Source organism: Paenibacillus paludis (genome assembly GCF_042610515.1).
Taxonomy (GTDB): domain Bacteria; phylum Bacillota; class Bacilli; order Paenibacillales; family Paenibacillaceae; genus Paenibacillus_AQ.
Window position 1 is genome coordinate 61987 of sequence record NZ_JBGJZP010000005.1, and the last position, 18674, is coordinate 80660.

General features: G+C 53.1%; 23 protein-coding genes. 4 read left to right on the top strand and 19 right to left on the bottom strand.

Annotated features, from left to right (window positions below):
* Window positions 1-31: 31 nt before the first annotated feature.
* Window positions 32-1093 (bottom strand): uroporphyrinogen decarboxylase, encoded by a 1062-nt coding sequence (gene hemE / locus ACAN56_RS11130; protein WP_341091836.1) that lies wholly within the window; start codon window positions 1091-1093, stop codon window positions 32-34.
* A 227-nt stretch (window positions 1094-1320) separates the two neighbouring features.
* Here hemE and ACAN56_RS11135 point away from each other — a divergent pair, with 227 nt between their 5' ends.
* Entirely contained in the window at window positions 1321-2541 is a 1221-nt protein-coding gene (locus ACAN56_RS11135) for an MFS transporter (protein ID WP_038589591.1), read from the top strand.
* A 44-nt stretch (window positions 2542-2585) separates the two neighbouring features.
* Here the strand turns inward: ACAN56_RS11135 and ACAN56_RS11140 are convergent, their stop codons facing one another.
* Complete coding sequence (locus tag ACAN56_RS11140) at window positions 2586-3215, bottom strand: O-methyltransferase (RefSeq protein WP_379142752.1); 630 nt, start codon at window positions 3213-3215, stop codon at window positions 2586-2588.
* 186 nt (window positions 3216-3401) lie between these two features.
* Between ACAN56_RS11140 and ACAN56_RS11145 the strand changes: the two genes are divergently transcribed.
* A complete protein-coding gene (locus ACAN56_RS11145) occupies window positions 3402-4544 on the top strand; it encodes a THUMP domain-containing class I SAM-dependent RNA methyltransferase (protein ID WP_379142755.1) in 1143 nt (380 codons plus the stop codon).
* 171 nt (window positions 4545-4715) lie between these two features.
* On the opposite strand, the gene ACAN56_RS11150 is transcribed toward ACAN56_RS11145, so the two are convergent.
* The 10 genes from ACAN56_RS11150 to ACAN56_RS11195 all read right to left on the bottom strand — a co-directional run bounded on the left by ACAN56_RS11150 (window position 4716) and on the right by ACAN56_RS11195 (window position 11840).
* Window positions 4716-5540, bottom strand: coding sequence for an aldo/keto reductase (locus ACAN56_RS11150; RefSeq protein ID WP_038589582.1), 825 nt, complete (start codon window positions 5538-5540; stop codon window positions 4716-4718).
* Window positions 5541-5800: 260 nt separating this feature from the next.
* Window positions 5801-6040, bottom strand: coding sequence for a DUF1450 domain-containing protein (locus ACAN56_RS11155; RefSeq protein WP_038589579.1), 240 nt, complete (start codon window positions 6038-6040; stop codon window positions 5801-5803).
* 41 nt (window positions 6041-6081) lie between these two features.
* Entirely contained in the window at window positions 6082-6384 is a 303-nt protein-coding gene (locus ACAN56_RS11160; RefSeq protein ID WP_038589576.1) for a HesB/IscA family protein, read from the bottom strand.
* Window positions 6385-6510: 126 nt separating this feature from the next.
* Window positions 6511-6762 (bottom strand): hypothetical protein, encoded by a 252-nt coding sequence (locus tag ACAN56_RS11165; protein ID WP_038589573.1) that lies wholly within the window; start codon window positions 6760-6762, stop codon window positions 6511-6513.
* A 182-nt stretch (window positions 6763-6944) separates the two neighbouring features.
* The gene (locus tag ACAN56_RS11170; protein ID WP_379143222.1) at window positions 6945-8153 is read right to left on the bottom strand and encodes a M14 family zinc carboxypeptidase; all 1209 of its coding nucleotides are present in this window, start codon (window positions 8151-8153) and stop codon (window positions 6945-6947) included.
* A 390-nt stretch (window positions 8154-8543) separates the two neighbouring features.
* Complete coding sequence (gene racE, locus ACAN56_RS11175) at window positions 8544-9350, bottom strand: glutamate racemase (protein ID WP_038599336.1); 807 nt, start codon at window positions 9348-9350, stop codon at window positions 8544-8546.
* A gap of 263 nt (window positions 9351-9613) precedes the next feature.
* On the bottom strand, window positions 9614-10060 hold the full coding sequence (locus ACAN56_RS11180) for a YtxH domain-containing protein (RefSeq protein ID WP_052091990.1): 447 nt from the start codon (window positions 10058-10060) through the stop codon (window positions 9614-9616).
* Window positions 10061-10160: 100 nt separating this feature from the next.
* Window positions 10161-10823, bottom strand: coding sequence for a helix-turn-helix transcriptional regulator (locus tag ACAN56_RS11185; protein WP_038589567.1), 663 nt, complete (start codon window positions 10821-10823; stop codon window positions 10161-10163).
* A gap of 81 nt (window positions 10824-10904) precedes the next feature.
* Window positions 10905-11339, bottom strand: coding sequence for a DUF86 domain-containing protein (locus ACAN56_RS11190; RefSeq protein ID WP_379142762.1), 435 nt, complete (start codon window positions 11337-11339; stop codon window positions 10905-10907).
* A 213-nt stretch (window positions 11340-11552) separates the two neighbouring features.
* The gene (locus tag ACAN56_RS11195; RefSeq protein ID WP_341118542.1) at window positions 11553-11840 is read right to left on the bottom strand and encodes a Dabb family protein; all 288 of its coding nucleotides are present in this window, start codon (window positions 11838-11840) and stop codon (window positions 11553-11555) included.
* A 164-nt stretch (window positions 11841-12004) separates the two neighbouring features.
* Between ACAN56_RS11195 and ACAN56_RS11200 the strand changes: the two genes are divergently transcribed.
* Both ACAN56_RS11200 and ACAN56_RS11205 read left to right on the top strand, forming a co-directional pair.
* Complete coding sequence (locus tag ACAN56_RS11200; RefSeq protein ID WP_038589560.1) at window positions 12005-12589, top strand: helix-turn-helix domain-containing protein; 585 nt, start codon at window positions 12005-12007, stop codon at window positions 12587-12589.
* A gap of 214 nt (window positions 12590-12803) precedes the next feature.
* Entirely contained in the window at window positions 12804-13610 is an 807-nt protein-coding gene (locus ACAN56_RS11205; protein WP_379142765.1) for an MBL fold metallo-hydrolase, read from the top strand.
* 74 nt (window positions 13611-13684) lie between these two features.
* Here the strand turns inward: ACAN56_RS11205 and ACAN56_RS11210 are convergent, their stop codons facing one another.
* The 7 genes from ACAN56_RS11210 to ACAN56_RS11240 all read right to left on the bottom strand — a co-directional run bounded on the left by ACAN56_RS11210 (window position 13685) and on the right by ACAN56_RS11240 (window position 18475).
* Complete coding sequence (locus tag ACAN56_RS11210; protein ID WP_038589555.1) at window positions 13685-14311, bottom strand: class I SAM-dependent methyltransferase; 627 nt, start codon at window positions 14309-14311, stop codon at window positions 13685-13687.
* 14 nt (window positions 14312-14325) lie between these two features.
* Entirely contained in the window at window positions 14326-15084 is a 759-nt protein-coding gene (locus tag ACAN56_RS11215) for a GNAT family N-acetyltransferase (protein ID WP_038589552.1), read from the bottom strand.
* Window positions 14966-15394 carry a DUF6157 family protein gene (locus ACAN56_RS11220; protein ID WP_081965782.1) on the bottom strand — a complete coding sequence of 143 codons (429 nt, stop codon included), beginning with the start codon at window positions 15392-15394 and terminating at the stop codon, window positions 14966-14968. Before ACAN56_RS11220 ends, ACAN56_RS11215 begins: the two co-directional genes overlap by 119 nt.
* Before the next feature lie 71 nt (window positions 15395-15465).
* On the bottom strand, window positions 15466-15735 hold the full coding sequence (rpsN, locus tag ACAN56_RS11225) for a 30S ribosomal protein S14 (protein WP_038589550.1): 270 nt from the start codon (window positions 15733-15735) through the stop codon (window positions 15466-15468).
* A gap of 53 nt (window positions 15736-15788) precedes the next feature.
* Window positions 15789-16949: a metal ABC transporter substrate-binding protein gene (locus ACAN56_RS11230; protein ID WP_379142770.1), complete on the bottom strand. Its 1161-nt coding sequence runs from the start codon at window positions 16947-16949 to the stop codon at window positions 15789-15791.
* A gap of 18 nt (window positions 16950-16967) precedes the next feature.
* The gene (locus ACAN56_RS11235) at window positions 16968-17822 is read right to left on the bottom strand and encodes a metal ABC transporter permease (protein WP_076112277.1); all 855 of its coding nucleotides are present in this window, start codon (window positions 17820-17822) and stop codon (window positions 16968-16970) included.
* A complete protein-coding gene (locus ACAN56_RS11240) occupies window positions 17768-18475 on the bottom strand; it encodes a metal ABC transporter ATP-binding protein (protein ID WP_340899203.1) in 708 nt (235 codons plus the stop codon). Before ACAN56_RS11240 ends, ACAN56_RS11235 begins: the two co-directional genes overlap by 55 nt.
* Window positions 18476-18674 lie beyond the last annotated feature (199 nt).

Sequence of the window (18674 nt, forward strand, 5' to 3'; positions counted from 1 at the left end):
AATGTCCATACTCTGCAATCTGCTGTTCATCCTAAGCTCTTGGTTGTGCAGCTTCTTTCAGCGCCTGCTCCGAGTACTCGTGCACATACTCAGTCAACTCCCTTAGCGTGTCCAGAGAAGCCTCGGGAAATAAGCCGTGACCCAGGTTGAAAATATACCCCGGCTCCCGGATGCCTTCATCAATCAGTTCCTTGGCCCGCTCCTTCAGTACCTCCATCGGTGCTGTAAGCAGATAAGGGTCCAGATTACCCTGGATCGCAAATCTGCCGCCTGTTCTTCGTCTGCCTTCACTCAGGCTCACACGCCAGTCGACTCCGATGACATCAGCCTTAAGATTCGTTAGGCTTGGCAGCAGTTCGCCGGAGCTTACGCCGGGAAAGTAGATCTTAGGTACATCGAGATCCGAAAGTTCGGCAAAAATACGAGTAATGGTTGGCAGGACATATTGTTCAAAATCACGGGGAGCCAGAGCTCCTACCCAGCTGTCGAACAGCTGGAACGCTTTACCGCCGCTGCGGACATGGGCACGCAGATAGGCGATCACCATATCTCCCAGCTTCTCCATCAGCTTCTCCCAGACCCGGGGCTGGCTGAACATCATCTCTTTCGTGCGGTGATAGCTCTTGGAAGGCCTGCCTTCGATCAGATAGCTGGCAATGGTAAACGGCGCGCCTGCAAAGGTAATCAGCGGCACCTCCAGCTCCTTGTCCAATATGGCGATGGTCTTGAGGATGTGGCTGAGATCCCCTTCTACATCAATCGGCTTCAATCTGTCCACATCGGCTGCGGAAGCAATCGGATTCTCGATTACCGGTCCGATATTCTTGACGATGTCGAATTTCACGCCAAGCGACGCCACCGGATTCATAATGTCGGAATAAAGGATCGCCGCATCCACGCCCAGCTTGCGAACAGGCATCAGAGTTACTTCCGCTGCAAGCTCAGGCTGGCTGCAGATTTCCAGCAGCGAGTATTTCTCCTTGATTTTACGGTACTCTGGATCATAACGTCCGGCCTGGCGCATGTACCATACGGGAACATGGTCTGTCTCTTGCTTCTTACAGGCACGGATAAAAGTGTCATTGTAGGTCATGATAAGATCTCCATTAGATTTGATAGGTTATTTGTAAACACATATAACATATTATGCCCTTTTTAAAAGTACGTAACAACCACTCCACCCTTCATGGAATGACAATCCCATGACATTACTATGACAAGTGTTGCACCGTCCAGCCAAAAAACTATGATATACTGATAAAATGTCAATTTTTCGTGAATATTTTCTCTTTGAATCCTCTGAAAGGAAGTGAAAGCACTTTGAAGAATTGGGAGACATGGAAAGTCAACCTCATGGTGCTTTGGTTTGGCCAATTCCTGGTAAATGCCGGGATGACCATGATTACCCCGTTCCTGTCTCTATATCTTGCCAAAGATCTGGGAGTGCAGGGTGATCATGCAATTGGAATGTGGGCCGGGCTTATTTTTGCCGCGAACTTTCTGACCTCATTTCTGTTCCAGCCCTTGTGGGGCAAGCTGGCCGACAAATACGGCCGCAAAATCATGCTCCTGCGCTCCAGCTTCGGCATGGCGATCGTCATTGTGCTGATGGGATTTGCGCAGTCTCCAATGCAGCTGCTGCTGCTCCGTTTGCTGAACGGAACCATCTCCGGCTTCAACCCGGCCTCCATCGCGCTCGTCTCGGGAACGACACCTAAACCCCGGATGGGCTTCGCCATGGGGCTGATGCAGTCCGGGTCGGTTGCCGGTACTATTCTGGGACCGCTGATCGGCGGGGCGCTGGCTGACTGGATCGGGTTCCGCCCGATCTTCTATGTCGTCGGGGCGCTGCTGTTCGTCGCCTCGCTGCTGGCCTTGTTCCTGGTCAAAGAGAAGTTTGACCGGGTCGAGGCTGCACAGGTTCCGCAGGTTTCTGTAATGGAAGGCTTCAAGGAGCTGGCCAAGGTTCCACAGCTTCCGGCCTTGTTCGGCGTTACCTTTCTGCTGCAGTTTGCAATGATCAGCCCGATGTCGCTGCTGCCCCTGTATGTGGAGAAGCTGCACGGCTCCGCTGTGAACATCGCCTTCTGGGCAGGAATGGTCAGCGCGGTTACCGGCATCTCCAATATGCTGGCCTCCCCGGTACTAGGCAAGCTGAGCGACAAAATCGGCGCCCACCGGATCTTAACCTTTGCGCTGATCGGAGCTTCGCTGTTCCTGATCCCGCAGGCTTTTGTAACCAGCGTCTGGCAGCTGATTATTGTCCGTTTCCTGATGGGCGTCTTCATGGGGGGGCTGCTCCCGAGCGTTAATGCACTTATCCGTTCCTATACGCCTGACGGCAAGGAGAGCCGGGCTTTCGGCTTCAATAGCAGCACTTTGGCCCTTGGCAATATGCTGGGAGCGGTGATCGGCGGATTTCTGTCGGGCTATATCGGCATTGAGGGCCTGTTCATCATCTCCGGCTGCTTCCTGCTGATCAATACCGTCTGGGTACGGCTCAAGCTGTATAAGAATACGGAGCCGCGGCTATTCCGCTAGCATAGGGAGTAATCCGGCAGGTACCCTAAGCGCAAATCCGGTGTTTACTTTACTACCGCCAAAGCCAGTCCGTCATAGGCGGGGAGCAGTGTACTATTCAGGCGTGGATCAGCCGCTATCATTTCGTTGAAACGGCGCATCGCCTGCACGGCGGGTCCGTTCTTGTCCGTGTTCAAGGTGCGGCCGCGCAGGAAGATATTATCCCCGGCGATGACCGCACCCGGCGAGGCCAGCCTGATCGCATATTCGAGATAATTCGGATAATTCTCCTTGTCGGCATCAATGAAAAAGAAATCAAAAGTCCGGCCCTCCGCTTCGAGCAGCTTCAGGCTGTCCAGCGCAGGGCCGATTTTATATTCCACCGTATCGCCGAATCCGGCCTGCTGCAGGTGGCGCCCGGCCAGTCCGGCATATTCAGCATTCAGCTCAAGCGACGTCAGGCTTCCGCCGTCCGCTAGTCCGCGGCACAGGCAGATGCCGCTGTACCCGCCAAGCGCGCCGATCTCCAGAATGTTCCTCGAACGGGACAGGCCCACCAGCATGGTGAGCAGCCGTCCATAACCCGGAGCGATGGACACCTCAGGCATGTGGTTCCCGGCGATTGCTTTCTTCACTTCAAGCAGCAGCTCATCCTCTGTATAAAGCTGTTCGCTGTATTCTTCTTGGTTAGGCATATGTATTCTCCTTTAGTTCATGTTGTGAAGTCCCGCGCATTCCCCTATACTTAGAAGGATCAGCTGCGCCGTCCTTGACGAGGCGCATATTTAGAATGCCGGCAATACGTTGTATCGCCTTCCGGTAACTACCTTATTGTACTGGCATTGCGTTACCATCTACAAGTTAAACGGAGTTGAGAGCATTTGGGCAAATTACAATTGATCGCCACCGCCCCCATGGGGCTGGAGGCTGTAGTAGCACGCGAATTAAACGAGTTGGGTTATGAGACCACCGTCGAGAACGGACGGGTATTGTTCAGCGGAGATTATATTGACATCTGCCGCTGCAATTTATGGCTGCGCACCTCAGACCGTGTACTCGTTAAAATGGGCCAGTTTCCGGCCAAAACCTTCGATGAGCTGTTCGAAGGCGTCAAAGCGATCAACTGGGAGGACTGGATTCCCGAGAATGGGGAATTTCCTGTGGAAGGGCGCTCGCATAAATCCCAGCTTACCAGCGTACCCGCCTGCCAGGGGATTGTCAAGAAAGCCATTGTCGAGAAGCTGAAGCTTTCGTACCGTACGGAGTGGTTCCCGGAAAATGGACCGCGTTATGTGGTTGAGATGATGCTGCTAAATGATATCGCCCTGATCACGCTGGACACCACCGGACCGGCGCTGCACAAACGCGGCTACCGCCGTCAGGCTACAGAAGCGCCGCTGAAGGAAACGATGGCAGCCGCCCTGATCCAGCTCAGCCGCTGGAACGGCCACCGTCCGCTGTACGATCCTTGCTGCGGCTCAGGCACGCTGCTGATTGAAGCGGCGATGATCGCCTGGAACATCGCGCCGGGACTGCGGCGTTCGTTCCCTTCCGAGCATTGGCCGGAAATCCCGAAACGTCTGTGGGAGGAAGCCCGCGAGGAAGCCTTCGACGCCGTGCGCGATGATTATCCGCTGCAATTAACCGGCAGCGACATTGATCCTGCGGCGATTGAAATTGCCGAAGCCGCCGCCAAAAGCGCCGGTCTTGCCGGTGAAATCACCTTCAAGAACATCGCTGCCGCGAAGGCACGGCCGGAAGGCGAATACGGCTGCATCATTACCAATCCGCCTTACGGCGAACGGCTCAGCAACGACAAGGAAGTCGAACGTCTGACCCGCCAGTTCGGTGAAATGATGCTGTATCTCCCGACATGGTCCTTCTTCGCCATCAGCCCGTCGAAGGAATTCGAGCAATTGTACGGCCGCAAGGCGGACAAGCGCCGCAAGCTGTATAACGGGCGGATCGAATGCCAGTATTATCAATACCTTGGGCCGCTCCCACCGCGCAACCCTCAAAGCTGATTACGATACGGTGCTGTCTCACAGACTGTACAAGAAAACCGGACAGCGATCCTCCAGTAACGGATGGATCACTGCCCGGTTTTTTTAGATATTTCCAACGAGGCTGTTCCCATAAGCCAGATCACGGCTTTTGGAACAGCCTCGTTTTTTGTGCGAAAGATGCTGGACTCCCTAGAACAACAATTTATCCGGATCGGTGCCGATCCGCTCCCCGGCATCCAGTCCGCTGATTGCAGCCAATTCCTCCTGCGACAGCTCGAAATCAAAGATTTCGCTGTTCTCCTTAATTCTGGACGGAGTGACCGACTTCGGAATAATCACGATACGGCTCTGAAGCCCCCAGCGCAGAATAACCTGTGATACGGTCTTGCCATGCTTGTCCGCGATGTTCTTCAGCAGCTCATTCTCCTGCAGTCTGCCTTTCATCAGCGGAGCCCACGCTTCGATCTGAATGTGATGCTGTGCGCAGAAATCATGCAGCTCCTTCTGGATAAACCGCGGATGCAGCTCCACCTGATTGATGACAGGCACGGTGTCACTGTCCTTCAGCAATTCCTGCAGATGATGGATCTGGAAATTGCTGACTCCGATCGCCCGGACGCGGCCTTCCTGATTAAGGCGCTCCAGTGCACGCCAAGTCTCTTTATATTTATCCTTGCCCGGCCAATGGATCAAATAAAGGTCGATCACATCCAGTCCCAGCTTCTTGCTGCTGGTCTCAAAAGCCCGCAGGGTCGTATCATAGCCCTGATCACTGTTCCATACCTTTGTGGTCACGAACAGGCTGTCCCGGTCTACGCCGCTGGCGGCTATCGACCGGCCCACTTCCTCTTCATTGCCGTATACCGCTGCGGTGTCTATGCTCCGGTAACCCAGCTCAAGAGCGGTCGTGACGGCCTTTGCGACCTCCTCGCCCTCTGCTTTGTAAGTGCCGAGACCAAACCAGGGCATGACAACCCCATTATTCAGAATCGTTCCGTCGGTAAGATGCTTCATACAGTATCATTCCCTCCTATGTATAGATCAGTTTAGACAACAGGTTCATTATACCATGTGCCTCCCCGGTACCCAAACCAGGCAGAGCCTGAGCGGATCGGGCAGAACTGGAAAGGTCCCGCAATGACTGAAGAGGACACCTCTGCAAATTTGAAAAATAAAAAGCCCCCGCTTTGTCAGCGGAGGCGAATCTTATTGTGGGTGGCAATGGGTCGGCAAAACAACCGTTCGATTGCCACCCCTCATGATATATGACGGAGTTATTCCTTAACTGCCGGCTGCTTAACAAAGGCTGCGGCTTTCGCCAGCACCTCATCTTCAGTCGGAGCACTGATGTAACGGCCGTTGATATAGATAAAGGCCCGCTTGCCGCAAGGTCCGCAGTAGGACTTGCAGCCAATCTTGATCTCCGCATCGGGAGCCATCTTGCGCAGCTTGGGAAGAATGCTTTTCATTCTCGTGTAATTGCATTGATCGCAAATTTGTATTTCGTTAGCCATAAAGCAACCCTTCTTTATGTCCGTAAGGTACGGGCGAACGTTTAGTGATCGCCATGATTTCCTTTAGACGGATTAGTGATGACAAAACCTTCTTCAGGGAAATACAGGTAATCAATCTTCACGCCATCCAGCAGCGGCTGGTTCGGATCGAGAATCACATCGATCTCCTTGTCCGTGGATACTACCACATCATTCTCTTTAGGCGTGTCCAAATCCAGACCGTAGTGGGCATGGTCGCCGTGAGCGTGGGTAATGGCTACGCGCAGCTTGAGCTCGCTGTTGCCTTCAAGCTCCATTGTTTTCTTTATCACTTTAGCCGCATTGCGGGTAATTTTGACGTTCATCCTCATCCATCTCCCAGGCATCTTAAATTTAAATACTCAATAATTTATTTTAAGGAAAGTAACCTGTAAAAGCAACCATATCGGCGAAATAGATCAGAATGGAGCGTATAAAGATTCTCTAAAAATTCATCTTCCGCTCTTCAGGGCAGGATATTTGCGGTCCATCCGTGATACAAACCAGCCCATCAGCAGCATCGTCACACCAATGTCGTCAATCGGCAGAAACGGCATAAAATCGGGAAGCACCCAGTAGAGCAGCACCGGTATAGTGAACAGCAGCTTGTCCCCTATCGTTACATTGGGAGAAATGACATACTGCCAGGAATTACGGAAGATATGGGACCATTGTTTGAGCGAAAGCAGTTTTCTGAATTTCATGACGGTCCTCCTAATAATGATGTAGGTAATATATTGAATCCAGACACTCGGATAATATTGGTCAGGGCTTAATCAGCAGTTATATCCCTAAAAAAGGATTCAGCCGCAAAGCACGTATAGGAATGACTGCGGCCGTACCCTTTGCTGTTATATTACGCAAATTTACAAAGTTTGTTTCATTTTTATTTCAAATTTGAGAGTATAGCACCCAAAATAAGCCCGGTTTCCAGCGCCATGTCTTCAAAATCAGCCAGCGGCAGCGGATTTTTGCCGATTCCCAGCTCCACCGTGAAGCCCGGCTTCCGGAAGCGCTGAATGAACCAGTCCTTATAACCGGCATCGCTGCCGTTCAGCTCAACGGCCCGGTATCCGCTCGCCGCTGCCAGCCTTGCCGCCCATCCCTTGCTCTCCGGCGGCTCATATCCCCTGTAGTTCCAGTAGATCTCTCCGCCCTGGCTGTGCAGAGATACGGCTGCATCACCGGGATACTGCTCCGCCAGCGCCGCCAGCGCGGCGGCTTCCGGCTCACTGAGCGGCGCCGGTCCGCTGTAGTCCCGCGGGGCAGGACCCGGCACTCCCCGGCGCGCCTGTTCCTCTTCCCAGTGAGCCGGAAACTGATCGCCCAGGTCCACCCCGCGGATGTTAGCCTTCCAATGCCGGAAGCTCCGCCGCCCGCAATTCCATTGCAGCAGCTCCTCATAGTGGGGCTGGCCGGGCAGTACCCCCTCCTGCACCAGCTCCACCCCATCCGGATTAGCCATAGGTACTGCCCACAAGGTCCAATGCTCATGCCACTCTTCGGGGCTGTGGCCGTGCCAAGCCCTGCCTGCGTCATACGCAGCGGCATATTGTTCGATGAACGACATCAGGCACGGCGAGGTCAGCCACTCGTTGGCATGCAGTGCAGCGTTGACATGGAGATGACGGGGCCCGCTGCCTATCCGCAGCAGGTGGAGCGGCTTGCCGAGCACACTTGCGCCGATGCTGTCCCTTGTAACAAACGGGTATTTGGCCACCAGCTTGCCGATATCCTCCTCGACATCATCCGGACCATATTCGCTGCGTACAGACACTACAGACCGCGAAGCTGCCGGAGGAATAACCAGCACTTTGCCCGGTATGCAGCAGCGGCCTGAGGTCACTCCGGGATTCAGCATTTCAAGCTCATCTATACTCACATTAAATAAAGCGGCAATCAACCCGGCGTCATCCCCCTCCTGTACAGAATAACGTCTGCGCGGAGCGGAAGGCAGAAACAGGATTTGGCCCGGATATAAATAAGGCTGCCTGCCGGCCCATGGGTTTCCTTGAATTACATGCTCCGGTGTAAGTCCATGCCTGGCGGCAATTCGGCTAACGGTATCTCCCCTGCGGGCAATATATTGCTGCATATGTCTCATCCTCTCGGCCCTCTAGTTGCCGTCATCCCCTGCCGCCCGGGCGGACAATACCCGCGGAGACAACGGGACACAGCCCTCAACCCTATTGTATGCAGCCCCTACTGCCCTGCATGAAAGAAATGAGCACAGTTCACCCCTTCCGCACAAATAAATGTAAACGCATACAATAAATCCTGAAGTATCGCAACTATTCACTTGTGCAGGACAAAATCACCCTGGCAGGTGAATAAGGTCTTGGAGGTAATTTATAGCGTGAAGCCTATAAATTCTTACATTTAAAAAAAAGACCCGGAGTGATACCTCCCGGTCTATCATGAACGCCCTTGATTCTGAAATTTCCGAATCCGAGGGATTGTCCCTATTGTTTCCTCACAGCAAAGCCTATAACGAAGATACCTGCCAGACAACGGGAGTGCGCTTGATCTGTTCTCCAAGCCAGTCGCGGGCGATCCGCTGGAACATCTCGGCATCTCCGCTGCAGAAAAATTGATGAATCGGACTTTCATCTCCGCGGGCAAGCTTGCCTTTGTCATATAGGATCGTGCTGATCTCCCGCGCGGTTTCATCCGCGGAGCTGATCAGCTTAACACCGGGTCCCATGACCTTGCCAATCGGATCTACCAGGAACGGATAGTGGGTACAGCCCAGAATCAGTGTATCAATCGGTTCATACTTGATCCCGTTGAGCGATTCCGCCACCGCCGCTTCGCTCTCCGCCGTGCGGAACAACCCCTGCTCGACATAAGGGACAAGCGCCGGGCAGGCCTGACTGACTACCTTAACAAATGGAGACAACTCCTGAAGCGCTGCGGTATAGGCTCCGCTCTTAATGGTGCCGATGGTGCCAATTACGCCGACCTGGCCTATTTTGGTTGCGCTGATCGCCGCACGGGCACCGGGATGGATGACTCCAATGACAGGAATGGACACCTTGGCAGAGATATAGTCAAGAGCTGCCGCAGTTGCAGTATTGCAGGCAATAACGATCATTTTAGGATTAAATTGAATTAGATAGTCCACGATTTGCTCGGTGAACAGTTTCACTTCCTCGGTTGAACGGGGTCCGTAAGGGGCGCGGGCAGTATCTCCAAAATAGATGATTTTCTCCCGCGGGAGCTGTCTCATTACTTCTTTGACAACCGTAAGTCCCCCCACACCCGAGTCCAATATTGCTATAGCTTGCTGCACGAACACACCGCTTCCTTTTACTTGTTTTGTGTAGCTTATGTAAGGCTTAAACAAAGTGTACCTGGCCTTCAGCCCCAATTGCAGATAATACTCCTTTTGCCGTTACAGTTCAAGAGAAGCATTGATCGGCTCCGGTGTCCAGCCCAATATTCCACTGTTGTTCCAGCCGCCAAGAGCCACCTTCCGCCACGTTGCGAAAAGCGGCTCTTGGCCGGAAGCGCGTATATTATTAGGATTCCCTGAGAATGGCCTATCCCGTGAAATCAGGCGATCTCACCGTTGCCTTTGTCATCCTTTACTTCATCCTCCAGAACGACTTCAATCTCCGCAGCAGATTCATCGCTGCCAGCAGCAGCCTCTTCAAAGGCGGCTTCCGCAGCGTCCGATACGGCTTCTGCTTCTTCAACTGCTTTTCCGCTGAGAGTGATATACTTTTCTTCCTCATCGGTATGGATGTACTGCTTGCTCCATTCCTTGACTTCGGTTACAACAGTTTCTACCGCCTCTTTGGCTTTACCGTACAGCTCCGCGCCTTTGTCTCCGGCCTGCCCGGCGACATCCTGCACTTTATCAATGGCTCCGGTGGTACCTTCCGCAATATCTTTACGCAACTCTTTGCCTGGTTTAGGGGCAAACAGCAGCGCTGTCACTGAACCTACCACACTACCGGCCAAAATACCCCACAGCAAACTTTTGGATTCCTTTTTCATCCTCAATCTCTCCTTTGGATTCAAGTGCCTCTGCCCGGCCACCCGGGCAATCGCCTAGTTCTGGTATATCATAAGCATGGATGTTTTGTCCTGTGACTGATTAGGAGGTCATTTCAGAAGTTTTGTCTTTTTCTCTCGGCGTAATATCGTACCGGCAGCACTGGCCGCCCTCCGCCATACATTCACTGCGCGTAACTTTGGCACCAAGGAGTTCCTCGAACAACTGATGCTCACATTGGCAAGCCTTCCGGTATTGGGTCGCTACCTGGCGGATCGGACAATTATATTCGCGCATAATATAGGAGCCGTCCTCTTCCTTATTCCATTCAGCCATATAACCTCCGGCATTCTGGATGGAAGACAGCTCTGCAACCCGCTCCTCCAGATTGCAGTTCTCCATCATCGGAGCGTACTGGGCTAGCATCCGCCGCCGCCGGCCTTCGAACAGCACATTGACGGCCTCCAGGCCGCTGCCGTGATCCAGCTCCCGCAGCAATTCAAGCGCCAGGTTATGATAGCTTTTGGGAAAATGGTCTTCAGCCCGCTCAGTCAGTGAATAGACATGCAGAGGACGGCCCATGGCCTGGCGGACGACCTTGGTCTTGGCCAGCGATTCCTGCTCCAGCTGCAGTACATGACGCCGTACGCCCATTTCGGTAATTCCCAGTTCCTCCGCCAGCGCACCGATCGTCAGCGGGCCTTTCTTCTTCAGGAGTGTCATAATCAAACGTCGTGTAGATCCGCTTTCCTGCCCCTTTTTCATCCGCAAGGACCTCCTCTCTTTCACGGCTCTCGCCGTGTATAATAGTTGTGCAGCACTGGCTTAGTTCAGGCATTTCCCCAGTTATTGTCCGGTACCCAGCTCCTGGTCCAGATACCTGCGCACTTCCTCCGCGAACTGCTCCAGCACCTGCGGAAGTACATGGGTTAACGGATGCAGCGTGCTGCGCTCCCAGGTATAATAATCCTGCACCAGCGGTTTGCGCAGTGATACGAGCTTGATAAGCACCTCGTAGATTCCGCTGTCACCGAGGACTTTTTCTTCATGGATAATGGAGATAATATCTTCATAGCTGCCGGCATCACGCATGATGAACCCGTCGATCAGGTAGCTGCCGACATCAGTCACAACCTCTATCGCCAAATGCAGGCATCGTTCCTGCACGAGTCCTGTGATAATGCTGCCATCCCATGCAGATGCTGCATGTTGAAGACCGGCTCTGATATCGGGGATTTGGCCAAGTATCATTTCGATTTGCTTTCGGTTGACATAATACACAGCTGACCCTCCAACTCTGGTGGTTTAAGTAGAACGAAAGTAATGGCTGCTACTTTCCGCGTTTGCCGCGGCGCTTCAGCCAGAACAGCATAATAAAGCAGGCTGCCAAAAATACGATCAGATACGTTAAGGCTTCCATCGGATACTCAAGCTCACGCATTTACGTCACCGCTTTCGGTATTTAATGGGTTTTCCTGCCACAGTCATCCTGTTTTAGATTTCGTAATCTACTGCAATCGAAAGCTCCTTGACCTCATTGATATGGGCAATAACTTCCTTATGGGCCGGGTGAACCTGGTAAGCCTGCAAATCTTCCATGGATGCTACCACTGTTACAAGTGCAATATCAAAGGAACGCTCAGAATGAATCAGATCGGCACCAACCTCGATGGAGAGCAGCTGCGGAATTTTGCCTTCCATGTTCCGTAGGACCTGAACTGTGGCTTCGACTTTCTCCGGGGACCGGTCTTTCAATTTGAAAAACACAATATGCTTAATCATCTATTTCGCTCCCAACGATTAAATTTGTAAAATGATTATTAAAAATATATCATAACACCATCACTTCTGAAAGAAACTTAAGCATGTATGTAAGCAATTACAGCATTAACCATTGCAGCACTTCAGAAAGTATTGTAGTATAACCTTAAAAATTCGGAGGAAGTATGCCTAAGAATCAACCAGAATCTCACAAAATCCAGGCCTGGTCTCTGATCAACCGTAAATATCTTGGACAAGGTGTACGGGTCAAAAGATTTCGCCGGCCTAAACGCAGTCAAATCCGCAACCGTGTGCTGCTTGCCATCCTGATGGCCAAGGACATTAAGCTGTCCCGGCTTGCGGAAGAGCTCTCCGTCTCCTCGCGCAGTGTAAGCGCCTGGGTGTACGAGGGCCGCATCCCCTCCAGAACCAATCTGGACAAGGTCTGCCGCCTGCTTGGCTATCCGTCCCACATCCTGTTCAACGAGGCACTTGTACGGCAAAGTCCGATAGTCTGCCAGCCGACACCTTCACGGTTTATGAAAAGAACACTTGCGGGCTCACCCCGCAGCAATGTCATTCTTACGGGTCTGTGCATGGTTTACGATTTCTCCGTCACCGATGTCAGCATATGGATCGGTGTCCATCCCGGCACCTTCCGCAAATGGCTGCATCAGAGCCATCTCCCAACCCTCGCACTACAGGAGAAAGCAGAGAATTTCTTCCGTATCCCGCGGCATATCCTGTTCGCTGATTGTGAGCTGCATTAACCCGATTAAACCGCAGGTTCATCCAGCAAACGGCTTGTCCTAAGTACATCTTCTTAACAAACAAACACACAAGGTCCTTCTTCATTGCGAGAAGGGCCATTTGACGTTTCCTCCGGCTCGGGACTGCTTTGAGCAGCTATGCTTTTTATTTTATGAAAAAGGCCATACTACAAGGTGAACTCACTTGAGCTAGTAACAAACAGGAGGAACGCGGATGGAATGGAACGGTATACTGACTGCCGGTTTTACCGAAACATTGGAAGTGGCAGCCGGAGTGTTGGGTCTTCGGACCTTATTTGCGAACGCAGCTTTTATTGGCCGGCCCGGATCAGATTGGATTCTGGTCGACACAGGACTTGGAAACTTCGCAGGGAGCATTATGCACACGGCCAGGGAGCAGTTTGGCAAACCGCCGCAGGCGATTGTGCTGACGCACGGGCATTTTGATCATGTCGGCAACCTGAAGGAGCTGCTGGAAGAATGGAAAGGAACTCCGGTGTATGCCCACCCCCTGGAGCTGCCTTATCTCACCGGAAAAGAGGATTATCCTCCGGCTGATCCATCCGTTGGCGGCGGTCTGATGGCCGTAGCAGCCCCGCTTTATCCGCACCGTGGCATTGATCTCGGCGCAGCTGTGCATCCGCTGCCGGAAGACGGAAGTGTTCCCGGGGCCAAAGGATGGACATGGGTGCATACGCCGGGGCCCAGCCCGGGGCATATCTCTCTTTTCCGTCCCGAAGACAGGGTGCTTATAGCAGGAGACGCTATAATTACAGTGAAGCAGGAATCGGCATTTGCGGTAATTACGCAGCACAAGGAACTGCACGGTCCTCCGGCTTATTTCACGTTAGACTGGGTGGAGGCGGAGAAGTCTGTGCGCAAGCTCGCACTTCTCGATCCGCAAGTCTTGCTTGCCGGGCATGGCCTGCCCATGGCTGTTCCAGAGCTGTCGCCTGCATTGGCTCATTTATGCAAGACATTCAAGGAGCTGTCTGTCCCGACTCAAGGGAAATTCGTTTAGGTCTGAACCGCGTGGCCGGCAAGCTGAAATCCGGTTGCGCGGACTACAAAAAAAAGCGTCTTACTGCCAGGGTCCTATCCTCTTTTGCATGCGAGAATAGTTCTAAGTATGTATTCATGGCTTCCGCCCTGCGGACTGTGCAGCGAATCCGTAAATGTGCCGGTCTCAACAATCTCTGTTCCGGCAAAATGCTCCCGCAAATCGGCATCGCTAAAAAAGTGGGCATATTTCCCTTCCTTATACTCATAGGTCCCCGGCTCCAGCCTTCTTCCGCAGCCATAGTTCGGATCTTCATCAGAGAAGCTGGTGAAGTAGAGCAGGCCACCGGGCCGCAGCTGCGCAAGAGCCGCATCAATCAGGCGGTACCGCTCACCGGCAAGAAACAAGTGAAGCACATCGTAACAGTAGACAGCATCCACCTGGTGCTCCAGCTGAGGCTCCAGTGCCGATCCTTCGATAAACCGTGTGCTGCTGTCCCATTCCACAGCAAGCTTCAGTGCGGCACTGCTCAGCTCTATGCCGTAAGTGTCAAACTGAGACGAGAACACCTTCGTATTGCGGCCATAGCCCGCACCCGGAACCAAGACGGACTTGATCCCCTGCTCAAGGAACCACGCTTTAGCCCGCAGCGCCGATCCGCTGGGCTGTTCTCCCCAAATCATACCTTCTCGGGCAAATCTGTCGCTCCAGTATTGTGACACATGCTTCGCCTCCTCTATTCCCGGATTTTGACCCTGTACCAATATTGATAAATCTCCTTGTAGCCCAGCTTGTCATATAGGGCCGAAGCGCCCTTATTCGCCTGTACCACCTGCAAAAAAGAGGCTGAGGCGCCCTCGGACCTGGACCAGTGGAGCAGTCCAAGAATCAATTGCTCCGCCATCCCTTGTCTGCGGTGAGCCGGGGCTGTGACGATATCATACAGCCCTATGTACCCATGCTGGATTACCCCAAGCCCGCAGGCAGCCGGAAGACCATCCCTGAGCAAGAGAGCGTAACCTTGCTTCAAACAGGAAGCGGTCAGCATTCGGCGCAGCGTCTCCCGGTTCCCGGAGGACAACCCGGTTAAATCAGCGAAGACCTTCAGCCACTCCTCTGTCAGCTCGCCGCGGATCTGCAGCGTATAGACATTGCGTAATTCAGGCAGGTCCTGGAGGTCAAGAACACGGACGGATGACGGCTCGACGAGGCCATATCCCTGCGACTCCAGTTCCTTATCCAGACCGGCAGGCCGGGCATACGGAGTGATTTTGAATACGGGATTCAGCCCTGCATCCTCATAATATTGTTCTGCAAGCCGGATCTTCCGCAACATTCCAAGTCCGGCATCCTGTTCCTCCGGGCCGTAGAGCGGATTAACCGAATTCGCCCGTTTCGTGTAGCCCGCTGCCGAACGCAGCACCCAGCCCTCCAGCATTACGCTCTGCTCCGCAGGCCAGGTATTCAGCGTAATCTCTTCTATTGTCTTGTACAAACTTTTTCCTCCCTTCTAAGCTGCGTTTGCTGCGCATCGCATTCAGCAGCTTTACGCCTGCATCCTCATGTGACGTAAAGTGATCATATTCAGGTGATTCCTTGGCATACAGGGCAATTTTGCCCTCAGCATTAAAGTGCACGCCCCAGCCGTACCGTTTGGGCAGCATCGAGGCCCGCAGGCAGGGGTGGCTTTTGGAGAACAACGCTCCCCATATTTCGTCCTTTCTGCTGATCCGCTCTTCTGGAATCAATCCTGCTTTTCTTCTATAATAATCCACTCCACAGACCCAGGCAAAGATAATGAACACAGCAAAACGGCCAATCCCCTGTAAAGTCGAGAATTAGCCGCTCCTTTAAAGCTGAAACACAACACCTGATTTTACCAGCTGGACTTGGTTATGCCGGGGATTTGACCCCTCAGCGCCAGATCCCGGAAGACGATCCGTGAAATTTTAAATTTGCTTAAATACCCTCTGGGTCTGCCGGAAACAGCGCATCTGTTCTTTTGCCGGGTAGCGGAGGAATCACGCGGCAGCTTCTGCAGGGCCATATAGTCTCCTTTGGCCTTCAGCTCTCTCCGTCTATCTGCGTATTTAGCCACCAATTCCTGCCGTTTTAATTCTTTGACTACTTTTGATTTCTTGGCCATATTATTTATCCGCCTTCCGTAGTTTGAATGAGTTGCCAATGATGAATTCTGCTCTATTCGTTAAGTGCCGTCTTCAGCGCTTCCAGGTTCTGGCGCATGATGCCGATATAATCAAGGTTATTGCTGCGGTCCTCATCCGTCAGCCCTTCGATCGGATTCAAGACAGCGGCCTTGGCACCAATTTCCTGGGCAATAGTATCAGCAACACTGGAGGATACCAGCGTCTCGAAAAAGATCGTTTTTACGTCATGGGCCTTGGCGAATTCAACAATCCCGGCCATTTGGGCAGCGGATGGCTCCTGTTCTGGAGAGAGGCCGGCAATCGGCACCTGTGTCAGGCCGTATGCCTCAGCCAAATAGCCAAAGGCAGCATGCTGAGTAATAAAATCTTTGCGTTTTGTATCCTTGAGTCCATCCTGAAACTCTTGGTGCAGCGCCTCCAGTTTGGCAATATAGGCATCGGCGTTGGCTTTGAAGGCAGCTGAGTTCGCTGGGGAAGCAGCGGACAACGCGGCTTCGATAGTACGCACTTCCTTGATTGCAAGTTCGGGAGCTAGCCAGACATGGGGGTCCAGACCGCCGTGATTATGAGCATGGCCTTCCTCCGCATGTTCACCTTCTTCGTGATCATGAGCTTCTTCAGCATGTCCGGCTTCCTCATGTTCGTGATCATGGGCTTCCCCGGCATGTCCGGCTTCCTCATGTTCGTGATCATGGGCTTCCTCGCCATGTCCGGCTTCCTCATGTTCGTGACTGTGAGCATCCGCTTCTTCCTCTGAGCCTTCCTTAATTTCAAGCCCTTTGCTGGCTTCCACGGTGACCATTTTGCTGCCCGAAGCACTGTCCAGTACTTGCTCGACCCAGCCCTCCATACCGGCTCCGTTATAGACGAGCACATCGGCATCCGTAATCTTGGCCATATCCTGTGCCGTCGGCTCCCAGTCATGCGGCTCCATGCCGGCCGGAACCAGGACTTCGACATCGGCAAGCTCGCCTGCAACATTCTTGGTGAATTCATACATCGGGTAGAAGCTGACCTTAATGTCCAGCTTGTCTGCTGCCGGAACGGCAGTTGTCTCGGCTGCAGGCGCATTAGAAGCAGTAGCAGCAGTAGCGGCAGGATCTGCGTTATTGTTTTTGCCGCAACCGGCGGCAATCAGCAGGGTTGATAGGGACAAGACGGCAAGATGGCGGATATTGAATTTAGACTTCATAAATGTTAACTCCTGTTCTTATATGGGTTTATGGAATTTGCTTAAGGATTTATGTGTGTTACGGCGGTTCCGCCGCCTGCTCAGCTTCTGCACTGCGATGGCGGTCAGCAGGAACAACAGCAGAATGAGGGCAATCGTGCCTCCGGGAGGCGTATTGATATAATAGGATGTTGCCAGGCCGCTAAAAACACCGGTGAGGCCCACGCCGATGGAAATCAGAACCGCAGCGGTGAAGCCGGAAGCGATACGCAGCGCAAGCGAGGCTGGCAGCACAATAAGTGCCGACACCAGCAATACCCCTACCACCGGCATCGCTGCCGCAACGGTCATCCCGGTGAGCACAGCGAACGAAAAGGATAACAGGCCCGTATGCACGCCGCCGATGCTGGCCGTTTCTTCATCAAAGGTCAGGCTGTAGAGCGGCCGCCGCAGCAGGACGAAGTACAGCAGGCCTGCCGCTGTGACGATAGCAATCAGTCTAAGCTGGGTATCACTCACAGCTACGATAGAGCCGAACAGATACGAGCTGAAGCTCTTGCTCAGATTCTGCTGCAGGCTCATCAGCACAACTGCCAGCGCTAACCCTGAGGTCATAATAATGGCAACCGGGAGCTCGCTGTATGTACGGTAAGAACGGCGTAGCTGCTCGATGACGATACCGCCGATGACAGCCACCGCGAAGCCGCTGAGTGCGGGATTCAGCTGCAGCACTGAGCCCAGCGCCACACCCGCGAGCGACACATGGGAGAGGGTATCGGCCATCAGCACCTGACGGCGGAGCATCAGATATACGCCGAGCAGCGGCCCGATGATCCCGATCAGGCCCCCGGCCCAAAATGCACGCTGCATGAATTCGTAACCAAGCATTGCCAGCCCTCCTGTTCCTTTCGTTCCAGGCTGATCACTGTATCTAGATAAGCGCTTGTCTCCTCCAGGCCGTGCGTGACCATAATGACGGTGCGCCCGTGCTGGCTGACATAATGTCGCATCAGCTTGTAGAAGCCGGTACGGCTGGCGATGTCCATGCCTGTGGCCGGTTCGTCCAGCACCAGTACCTGAGGCTGTCCCGCGAGCGCACGGGCGATGCAGACCCGCTGCTTCTGCCCGCCGGACAATTCCCCGATCCGGCGGTCACGGTAGTCCCACATCTCCACCTGTCTCAGGCTGCGCTCGACAATTTCTTCCTCACTTTTCGTAAACCTGCCGAACAAGCCAAGCCGGGCGTAGCAGCCGGAACGGACAAGTTCAATAACCTTGCTGGGAAATCCGGCATTGAAGGAAGCCACCTGCTGCGGAACATAGCCGACAGCAAGCTTGCCCCCTCCCGTGATCTCCCGGTTCAGTGTGACTGTTCCGCTCCACGGACGCAGCAGGCCCAGCAACAGCTTCAGCAGCGTGGTCTTTGCCGCACCGTTCGGGCCGGTAATCCCGATGAACTGCCCGGCTTCAATATCAAGCGACAGGGAGTCAATCACAGGCTCGTTCCCGTAACCAAACACCACATCCCGCATGGATGATAAAATCATGGCACATATCCTTTCTTTCCTAATCCGCTTTGGATTAATCGTAAACATTACGTATTGACTCCAAACATATTATCGTAATGATTACGATTTGTAAACCCATCACGGCAAATTAATCGTAATTATTTAGAATAACTACAACGATGTGCAACAAACAATATGGATTCCAAATGAATAAAAAGGACCCAATCTCCACTTTCAT